This window comes from Marinobacterium weihaiense (assembly GCF_019061305.1).
Taxonomy (GTDB): domain Bacteria; phylum Pseudomonadota; class Gammaproteobacteria; order Pseudomonadales; family Balneatricaceae; genus Marinobacterium; species Marinobacterium weihaiense.
Window position 1 is genome coordinate 1 of sequence record NZ_JAHQZT010000044.1, and the last position, 8,566, is coordinate 8,566.

Sequence of the window (8,566 nt, forward strand, 5' to 3'; positions counted from 1 at the left end):
GCTGGATGAATTGCTCAATGGCGTGGTACATGATGTCGCGAGCGACGAACCAAGGATAACGCCTTTGGCTTATATGATCATCCGGGATGCGACAACTAGGTTTTAGAATCGTTTCAGTATGTAAATGCCACGCCTTTTGCCAGTGCTGGGAATGGCACGAAAGGGTGGCCGCTGTGCGGGGGCTTTGATTTGTCGTTCGGGCTACCTTTTAATTCATGAAATGACCGTCATCGTTGAGAATTCATCTACCTGTCAGATCCATTGTAAGTAACGCTTTGTATGAGAGCCTGCTACACAGCTACGGATCATAAGACACCACATGATTGCTCAAATAGATCCTGACTCGAATGAGGAAACGCCATCGAAGTAGATCATGGCTTCATTCAGCTCGCGCTAAGATCTATTGTTCATCAATGTCATTAAAATCAATCAGTTACTTGATGCCGAGGTGCCATACCCACCGTAGGTTCTGGCGTAATTGAGTCATATGCAATGACCCAAATACACCATCATTTTGGTCGTCCTCGCTTTACAGTTCAGCTTCCCACGAAAAGGAGATCTGCCATGAATTTTTCAACGATGGCTAAGCCCTCTGTAGCCATTGCTGCTCTATCACTCACCATGACAGGCTGTGTTACCACTCAGGGTAACGATACCTATGTGAACGGAAAGTGCATAACCTGCTGGGAAAATCCTCTCACCGTTGAAACAACTAATGGTCGCGGGTCAACCACGGATTCCCTCACTTCAGCAGAAGGTGTGACCCTGAGTTGCCGCAAAGCAACCTCTAAATACGACCAAACTTGGCACTTCCGCGATAAACGCTGGTGCGATAACACCACCCTGCCCGGCGCGAGCTTGTCACCCAGCGTGACATACTCCGAAACAGTCGCATTGCCGGTTGATATGGCTTATAGCAAGGCTAAGCGCTTCCTACGCTTCACCGATCCCGATGACAATCGTGGTGGTGACTCTCCTTTCGCCGCCCGCCGCTGGGATGGAATTCCTGGTACCTACTACAATGTCGTCGGCATGTACGGTGGTCCTATGCGTCAGATGCTGTGGTATGCCGAATATGATGTTCAGTTTGAAAAAGTATCCAGTAGCCGCACCAAGGTCAGCCTGCGGCATCGCGTCTACAGCCGTGACATGGACCCCACTGATTTTCGTAAGCAGCTGATGGGCGCAATCAGGCGATGATTCCGGCGAATATAGATCAGAGTCAGGATCTTCCCTTGGACAGGCCTTCAGGTTCACAAAGTAAACCGATATCCCAATATGGATTCAGCCAAAAGTAGTTGATTGGTATGACCGTGGATTATTTATACCCGCACAAAACACCTTATACGGTTAAATTTGAGACGGATACTTGGATCTTACTTCTCGACCTGAACGATGAATCGGCAGCTTCCATTATGGACTCTGCCGATTGGGTCATTGCATCCCTCAGAATTTATCGTGGCACACTGAAGAAAAGGGTCTACTTCGAAGACAGTGTTGAGGGGTTACTTGAGCTAAAGCACAACGGTGAAGAATTGGAGAAAATTATTCCCTGCACTGCAGAGCATCGCCAGTCCATCGAACACCTGATTAACCAAGGAAGATCGCTAACGTAGCCGCTCAAGGAATACCATCGAAAACGCCCAAAAGCGCTCGATCTGAATACTCTTCGAGCATTAAATGGTGCAACAGCAACAGAGGCTATCTGTTCTGGCCTACAAATCACCCTCAAAACGCTTGTACTGTGAGGGACGGGCCAGAGCAGGGCCTGCTATATACTTGATTGGTATGCTCGCCAGCCACTAATGCAGCTGCAAACAGCGTGCCCGCACCATGATATGACGTTTAACTGCATCTTCGAGCGTTGGCGTAACCAGTGAGCGTATCCCCTCAGGAATGCGATCCCAGCGGCGCCGTTCAGCTTCATCCAGTGTCACAAACAGAATCTGGCCATACTCTTCACGATACGCTTCAAGTGCCAGGTTTGTGCGATTGGTTTCTGGTCGTCTTGCTGACGTGAACCACTTGGCTCCGCTGGTGAAAAGCGCATAGGTAAAAGACTGACCTGCCTTCAAAGCTTGTTGAACAGCCTTGGGGGCTGAGGCGTAGATGTTAAATTGCAGTGCATCCTCAAGATCAACGTTCGCCCGGTATCTGAACCCTCCGTGCTTGGCCAGTTCATAGACAGCCACGCGATCAGCCATCAGGAACGCATGCGCCATCGAAGGCGGCTTCAAGCACACAAGAAAGAAAGGCTCTTCAGGGCATGCATGATGCTCCGGTAACGGCATGACTGCACGTAGATTTTGCTCGTTCAATGGCGTCATATTAATTCCAGTAGTACCCAGCTTCGTCTTCCAGGATGAAGTCGCAGCCGTTAGTGAAGTGGACCCGTTTGCCAACCAATGCTGTTTACTCAGTCCGGACAGCATCCAAATCTGTACTATCTCTGGCCAGCCGCTCGACTGTTCTGCGCATGTTTCAATATATCCGCTATACCTTCAGCAGATCCTTTCGAGTAGGCTTCGGCAAGGATGGCCAGTGATTTATCCATATCCTGCATGGTTTCCGAGCTGCTTGTGTAGCGTTGATCCCGCCTAACAACCTCGATGCCAGCTTTGAGTAGATCAAGCCCCGAAATTTGGGTGGGTGGTTCCTGCAAATACCAAAATCCCAATTGGAACTGGCATGGCGCAAACCCAATCTGAGCACAGTTTTTCAGATATCGAAGCGTCCGTTCGAGCTTGTTATCGCCTAAGCCGGAGGTACGCCGCATTGGAACTCCCTGTCTGCGCCATTTAGAAAGCTGGTGTTCAGTGAGATAAACCTGTGCAGGCCAATATCCGCGCTCTGCAGCCATGGTCAATAACTGATGCGCAGCTGCACTGGTTATATCATCTGGGTGAGTGTGTCCTTCTGCGTAGATCAGGATCAGTGCATTGTTCACGAGCGTATCCAGCCTTGGGTTAGCCTTTTCTTGCTGGAGTAAGCGGACCCAATATCCGGCGCCAAGGCCAGCAATGTACGGTATACCGATGTTCTCTTCACGAGTAGGTGAGTTTTGCGCCTGCTGATCCATTGCGACAGCAAGAAGTAGCAGACTTTCCGGCCGATCACCGTGCGATAGACGCTGACCAAAAATCGCCTGAACCTCCTGCTCCGTGGGATTAGGGGGTTGGGGAGTCGAGGCTAATACCGGCATGCTGGCACTTGATAACAGCACCAAGGCCAAAGCTGCACTCTTCAGCATGTGCCCGCCTGACGATTTAAATATTGGCGAACATCCTCTTCCAACATGACAGCAAGCGCAATATCACCGACTCTGCGATCTTCTGCAGTACCAGGGTAGATCATGATTGCCGTTGTCTCTGGATACAGGGAAAATTTTGATACAGCAATAGCCTGGGCGTGATAAAGGTTTGCAGCCCACACGGTCTCACGCTTCACGTGGTTGACGACATCGTGGAACTCGACGCTGTATGCAGTGTTATTCTGCTGGAAATCGACTTCGATTAACTGTCCCATAATGTCCCTCCTTCAATGCTCAAGGCATTGTAGGGCAGCGGCATTGGGTGCGGAGCCGTTAATAGATCATCCTCAATGTCTCGTTAAAAGATGTCCGTCCGGCCTGTCTCGGCAACTTGCTGTTTTTTTTGTTCCGCCCGATGGCAAAGGTACAAGAGGTAGCATGCCTGGCGGATGCGAGCCTCTGTATTCATCCATTGAGACAGCGTGCCTCGGCGCTGTTGTGCAATCACCCGAAGATTTCCGAAGGACAGTATTTCAGCATCATATTGTGCCAGCTCCAGAGCTTTCCTGAGATCGATTCTGCTGGCTGTTTCCATCACTTGAAGATATGCATCGTCCAATGCGGCACGATCTCTCTCTTCCACTACACCAATCGGGGTGAAACGACGCAAACGGTCCATCAGAGAGTGCTTCATCGGAAACAAAAGCCGCTGAGCAAACGTAATGATTGCCGCCGCTCCGAACGCATCAATGACAAAGCTGCCAAAGCTTGTCGCCGTCTTGGCTGCCGCCTGATCCGCAATGACAGGTGCGTACCAGTACGCCATCAACAAGCTGACCAGGAGAACAACCGAGACCGCCCAAGCCAATAGGCGCTCACGAGCCGTGGAACGGTTAGCAAGCAGCAGAGTTGAAACGTCAAGATTTTGGAAGTACATGAGTCGAATAGCCCCCAAATTTTCGATGGTTGTGGGCCATGAAATCATAGGTTGGCGGACTTACAAGAGGTCTGCTTTGCAGAAAAACGGTTCAGGGCTTAGAATCAATGCTGTATATAAATACAGTATATGGGCTTTGTCATGAGTGTAACTGTGATCGGGAATTGTGCGGAGCTGGATCAGCACACTACGCCTACCCTCTCTATCCCCCTGTTCCTTGAGCATGTTTCGGCAGGCTTCCCATCACCGGCTCAGGACTATGTTGAGGACACGCTGGACCTCAACACGCTCTGTATTCAACGGCCTGCAGCAACGTTTTTCGTGCGTGCTGAGGGCGAGTCCATGGTGGACGCTGGCATATTCCCGAGTGACATCTTGGTGGTTGATCGTTCCATTACAGCCGCGCATGGCGATATCGTGATTGCTTCCCTGCATGGGGAAATGACAGTGAAGCAGCTGGAACTACACCCGCGTGTTCGCCTGCTCCCTCGAAACCCCAAGTACCCACCCATCAACATCTCGGATGAGTCCGAGCTGGAAATATTCGGCGTGGTTACCAGCGTGGTCCGTCGCATTCAGAGGCAACATCAGCATGCCTGATCCCGTCTTTGCTTTGGTGGACTGCAACAATTTCTATGCATCGTGTGAAAAGCTGTTTCGGCCGGACCTGAAGTATCGGCCGGTCATTTGTCTCTCAAACAACGATCTGAGGGGTGAAAACCGTTAGTAGGTACTGTAGAGTCCAAGTTGCCTTTTGAACCGCTCTGAAACAGCCGTTACCAGCTTTCATAAGGCAATCCATTCGTAGCGGCTTAAGGCGGTGGCATGAGGCTCGTATTCGCAACAGAAGAACTAACCCTGGCAGGGCGATCCTTTGAGGGCTTCCCGCTATTGGTTGGAGCTGAAGGATGGCCAGTCGAGCCTGCACAATCATTTCTATGGCACACATTGATCGAGTCTGGGGAGTCTCTCAGCGATCTCACGTGGGAGGCATATGGACGCCGTCTGTACGACTACTTCGCTTTCCTGGAAGCCAATCAGCTAACTTGGAACGAGGAAAGCCCAGCTCATGGGCTGAGCGTTCTTTCAAGGTATAGAGACTGGTCGAGCGGTGAGTTGGCACTTGATCCTGGCACCGTAAACAATCGGCTGGCCCTAGTCGTCCGGTTCTACCGCTGGGCTAAGCAGCGCGATCTGATAGCGATACTTCCCTTCAGTGAGAAGAAGGTCAAAGCCGCCAGCCATTCCGGCCTGCTCAGCCATGTTGCACAGCCTGGAGCCCAGAGTACAAAGGTTTCGGTGATGATGCGCGAGCGCAGACGTTTGACCAAATTCCTGACCAAAGACCAAGTCAAAGAATGCCTTGCTCTCGATACCGATCCCAGCCATCAGATACTGTTTCACCTCATGGTGCGTACCGGCCTTCGCTCCTGTGAGGCCAGATCTTTTCCTCTGAAGTATGTGTTCAATCCTAAGTTGAGAAAAGGGTTACGCAAAGGGCAGATGATCAATGTTTCCCTAGACCCAGTGGACATGCTCATCAAGTATGACCGTCCTCGAACTATCGACGTGCCTTGGTCGCTGATGGAAAGCATGTGGTCATATTCACTTCATCAACGAGAATTACGCAAATCTCGCGGGGACGGAAAGGTGAGCGCCCTACTGCTGACCAGGGAGGGCGGCCATTATTCAAAAGATTCTGTTGTGGACGTTATGAAGTCATATGAGCGTAAGTGTGGCTTTTATGTTCGAGCCCATATGCTGCGCCATACCTACGGCACGTACACCCTGCTAGCTCTGCGCAAGAGTAAAGATTTTGAAGGTGAACCATTGCTATATGTTAGAGATAGGCTAGGACATTCTGATGTACAGACAACCATGATTTACCTTCATCTGATAAACCAGCTTGAGGCTCAATCAGTCCTTGCGCACGAGGATGAGATCGACATGATGTTTATGGCTAATTCCGTTCAACACGCCTGAGGTAGTCACATTGGCCCGGCCGAAGAGTTACAAAGCAGCCTTGCATTCTGTCACAAAGGGATTCGAGACTGTCGAGGACAGCATAACAATCGATTTGCCGAGAAACCCGAGAAATCATAGGAAAATCGACCATACACAATACCTCGGAATCGGTTTCGACGCATGGGCCATTCAAGGCATCCACGTCATCAGAGCGCTGCTGGAAGGAGGAAATTTCTCGGTGGCCACATTGATTGGCTACTCGGTCAACGGGTTGAGGTCTTTCCTTGGTTTCCTAGGCGGTGGGTCAGTTGAGTCGCCGCCGGTAACGCCGAACAACCTAACTAAGCGCCACATTGAGCGTTTTGTGTCGTGGCTGAAGCTTAAGTATCCTAACGGTTCAACAGCCAAAAATTATTATACCAGCTTCAAATCACTGGCCATTGTTCTGGCTGATTATGGGTTTATCGAAAATAATATAGATGACCTATTGCCACCCAATCCATTTCCCAACAATGCAAGAAATACGAAGGACGCAGATCCGCTTACGATGGGGGAAATGCAGAGGTTGCTTGGCGCATTGAAATCCGACCTTGTTGCCATCCACAAAGGCACGTTCTTGGGAAATGGGGCAGAGGCAATGTCGGTTATGCTGCTTATCACTGCTGCAAGATCAGGAATCAATACAACTCCGCTTCTGGAAATGGCAAGAGACGCCCTTAAGCCTCATCCATTTATACCTAATCTCAGGTTGATAAATACTATCAAACGCAGAGGCAAAGGCGCTCAGAACAAGACAATAAGACAAACGAATTTGCTAGATGAATTCAACGCCATTCCCCTTGATGGTGTCGCAGTCTTTAATAAGGCTCTAGAAATGAGCGAGCCGCTTGTCGCCATGGCATCCGAGGAAATTCGTTCGCATGTATGGCTGTACCGCTCAGGGCAACGAGGTGGTGAGAACAAAATAGTTACCCTTACGGCAGGGACTTTATATGTATCGACCAAAAGCCTTTGTGAGCGTCATGCTCTTCAAGACGATCAAGGTAATCGTCTGCACGTAAGCCTAAGCCGACTGCGCAAAACTATGGAGAGCCGGCTATGGAAGCTGAGTGGTGGCGATATTCTCGAAGTTTCATCCATTATGGGCCACAGCCCTGCTGTCGCGGATAATCACTATTTGAAAATCAACGATGAGATTAAGGTCGAAGGCGCGACATTCGTTGGGGAGGCTTTCCCGGACAAACTACGTGGCGTGGATATCACTCCAACGCCGCCAGGCGGCTGTCAGGATAGCCTATACGGTAGCCGGGCACCTAAGGACGGCATAACCCACTGCTCTGAATTCATCCACTGCCTCGGATGCCCTAGCTACGCGATTGTGGGCACAGTGGAGGATTTGTATCGTTTATTCAGCTATCAACAGTTCCTGTATGCAGAAGTCGAATATTTTCTTACGGACGAATGGGGTAAATGGAGAGAGCGTCAGTTTAGCTATATTCGGTTGATTGACGAGTTTACGTCGAAGAAATTTAACGTCGCGCTGGTAAGTCAGGCAAAGACCGAAGCTGAACGTGCTCCGCATCCATTCTGGGCGAAAAAAATCGAGTTTATGGAAAAGAAATTGAGCGGCTCCTATGAAGATCAGAAATTCGAATGCGGCATTGAAAGCTTACGATGTACTTGCTGCGCAACCGGTCACTGCAAATAGTCTGACGCCAGAAGAGCGTGATCGCATTGTGGTTAGCGCGATCATTGGTGAGAACGGGGAGCTAATAGTCTTAAGCCGATTTGGTGATGCGAAGTGGGACTTGCGCCCATTTTTTTATCAGGCCAATATTTCTGAGTCGTATAAGGTAATCAACTGGGATGCCAGTCTGCCTACTGCGCTCATATCAGACTGCAAGGCGGTTGCCTACGCATGGTTTAAAAGAGGTCTCCCTCACTCCAAACCGCCGATTGCACGAGGGATTACTACTTTTGTTACTGCCAGCGTGACACCATTTGTCCGATGGCTGAGTGCTTTGGGTGTCTCGAATTTTTCAGAAGTTCGCGCCATTCATATAAGCAACTATATTCACTATTGCAAAGAAGAATTGAAGCTCAGGCCGCTCCCACTATATGGTAGATTACGGGTCATCGATTTTCTTTGGGTATTTTCCGGGGATACAGTGTTCCCTCTTCAGCGTTATCCGTGGGGAGAGGCATCCTTATGGCGGATCTGTGGTATTGGCAAAATCAAAGGTGTCGATTCTGTCGGTAAAAACGTCGGACGAACAGATATCATTCCGCATGAGGAACAATCCCGGATTTTCAATTATTGGGCACCTCGAAAAACCTGCTGCTCGCCGCCTGAACAGCTAAACTGCCCGGAACAGCTGTTTTCGACTTGATATCATGCCGGTTCCGAGTTCATT

10 protein-coding genes and 1 pseudogene are annotated in these 8,566 nt (G+C 49.9%); 7 read left to right on the forward strand and 4 right to left on the reverse strand.

Annotated features, from left to right (window positions below; all coding sequences use genetic code 11):
• Positions 1–564 precede the first annotated feature (564 nt).
• Both KTN04_RS16195 and KTN04_RS16200 read left to right on the forward strand, forming a co-directional pair.
• Complete coding sequence (locus KTN04_RS16195) at positions 565–1,200, forward strand: hypothetical protein (protein ID WP_217336265.1); 636 nt, start codon at positions 565–567, stop codon at positions 1,198–1,200.
• A 107-nt stretch (positions 1,201–1,307) separates the two neighbouring features.
• Positions 1,308–1,616, forward strand: a complete 309-nt coding sequence (locus KTN04_RS16200; RefSeq protein ID WP_217336266.1) for a hypothetical protein — start codon at positions 1,308–1,310, stop codon at positions 1,614–1,616.
• Positions 1,617–1,802: 186 nt separating this feature from the next.
• On the opposite strand, the gene KTN04_RS16205 is transcribed toward KTN04_RS16200, so the two are convergent.
• The 4 genes from KTN04_RS16205 to KTN04_RS16220 all read right to left on the reverse strand — a co-directional run bounded on the left by KTN04_RS16205 (position 1,803) and on the right by KTN04_RS16220 (position 4,187).
• On the reverse strand, positions 1,803–2,327 hold the full coding sequence (locus tag KTN04_RS16205; protein ID WP_217336267.1) for a hypothetical protein: 525 nt from the start codon (positions 2,325–2,327) through the stop codon (positions 1,803–1,805).
• Between the two features lie 116 nt (positions 2,328–2,443).
• A complete protein-coding gene (locus tag KTN04_RS16210; protein WP_217336268.1) occupies positions 2,444–3,250 on the reverse strand; it encodes a hypothetical protein in 807 nt (268 codons plus the stop codon).
• A complete protein-coding gene (locus KTN04_RS16215) occupies positions 3,244–3,525 on the reverse strand; it encodes a hypothetical protein (RefSeq protein WP_217336269.1) in 282 nt (93 codons plus the stop codon). Before KTN04_RS16215 ends, KTN04_RS16210 begins: the two co-directional genes overlap by 7 nt.
• 83 nt (positions 3,526–3,608) lie before the next feature.
• The gene (locus tag KTN04_RS16220) at positions 3,609–4,187 is read right to left on the reverse strand and encodes a hypothetical protein (protein WP_217336270.1); all 579 of its coding nucleotides are present in this window, start codon (positions 4,185–4,187) and stop codon (positions 3,609–3,611) included.
• 141 nt (positions 4,188–4,328) lie between these two features.
• On the opposite strand from KTN04_RS16220, the gene umuD reads away from it, so the two are divergent.
• The 5 genes and pseudogenes from umuD (at position 4,329) to KTN04_RS16240 (ending at position 8,542) form a co-directional block, all read left to right on the forward strand.
• Complete coding sequence (umuD, locus tag KTN04_RS16225; RefSeq protein WP_254262625.1) at positions 4,329–4,787, forward strand: translesion error-prone DNA polymerase V autoproteolytic subunit; 459 nt, start codon at positions 4,329–4,331, stop codon at positions 4,785–4,787.
• Positions 4,780–4,893: pseudogene (locus KTN04_RS17320) on the forward strand (Y-family DNA polymerase); the annotation flags it as partial. The gene umuD and the pseudogene KTN04_RS17320, both read left to right, overlap by 8 nt.
• 119 nt (positions 4,894–5,012) lie before the next feature.
• Positions 5,013–6,170: a tyrosine-type recombinase/integrase gene (locus KTN04_RS16230; protein WP_217336272.1), complete on the forward strand. Its 1,158-nt coding sequence runs from the start codon at positions 5,013–5,015 to the stop codon at positions 6,168–6,170.
• 220 nt (positions 6,171–6,390) lie between these two features.
• Positions 6,391–7,860: a site-specific integrase gene (locus tag KTN04_RS16235; protein ID WP_217336273.1), complete on the forward strand. Its 1,470-nt coding sequence runs from the start codon at positions 6,391–6,393 to the stop codon at positions 7,858–7,860.
• The gene (locus tag KTN04_RS16240; protein ID WP_217336274.1) at positions 7,787–8,542 is read left to right on the forward strand and encodes a hypothetical protein; all 756 of its coding nucleotides are present in this window, start codon (positions 7,787–7,789) and stop codon (positions 8,540–8,542) included. The genes KTN04_RS16235 and KTN04_RS16240 overlap by 74 nt, the downstream gene beginning before the upstream one ends.
• The last annotated feature ends 24 nt before the right edge of the window (positions 8,543–8,566 follow it).

Coding starts and splice junctions, on each gene's coding strand:
- KTN04_RS16195 (WP_217336265.1), top strand. CDS start 565: ATGAATTTTTCAACGATGGCTAAGCCCTCTGTAGCCATTGCTGCTCTA.
- KTN04_RS16200 (WP_217336266.1), top strand. CDS start 1,308: ATGACCGTGGATTATTTATACCCGCACAAAACACCTTATACGGTTAAA.
- KTN04_RS16205 (WP_217336267.1), bottom strand. CDS start 2,327: ATGACGCCATTGAACGAGCAAAATCTACGTGCAGTCATGCCGTTACCG.
- KTN04_RS16210 (WP_217336268.1), bottom strand. CDS start 3,250: ATGCTGAAGAGTGCAGCTTTGGCCTTGGTGCTGTTATCAAGTGCCAGC.
- KTN04_RS16215 (WP_217336269.1), bottom strand. CDS start 3,525: ATGGGACAGTTAATCGAAGTCGATTTCCAGCAGAATAACACTGCATAC.
- KTN04_RS16220 (WP_217336270.1), bottom strand. CDS start 4,187: ATGTACTTCCAAAATCTTGACGTTTCAACTCTGCTGCTTGCTAACCGT.
- umuD (WP_254262625.1), top strand. CDS start 4,329: ATGAGTGTAACTGTGATCGGGAATTGTGCGGAGCTGGATCAGCACACT.
- KTN04_RS16230 (WP_217336272.1), top strand. CDS start 5,013: ATGAGGCTCGTATTCGCAACAGAAGAACTAACCCTGGCAGGGCGATCC.
- KTN04_RS16240 (WP_217336274.1), top strand. CDS start 7,787: ATGAAGATCAGAAATTCGAATGCGGCATTGAAAGCTTACGATGTACTT.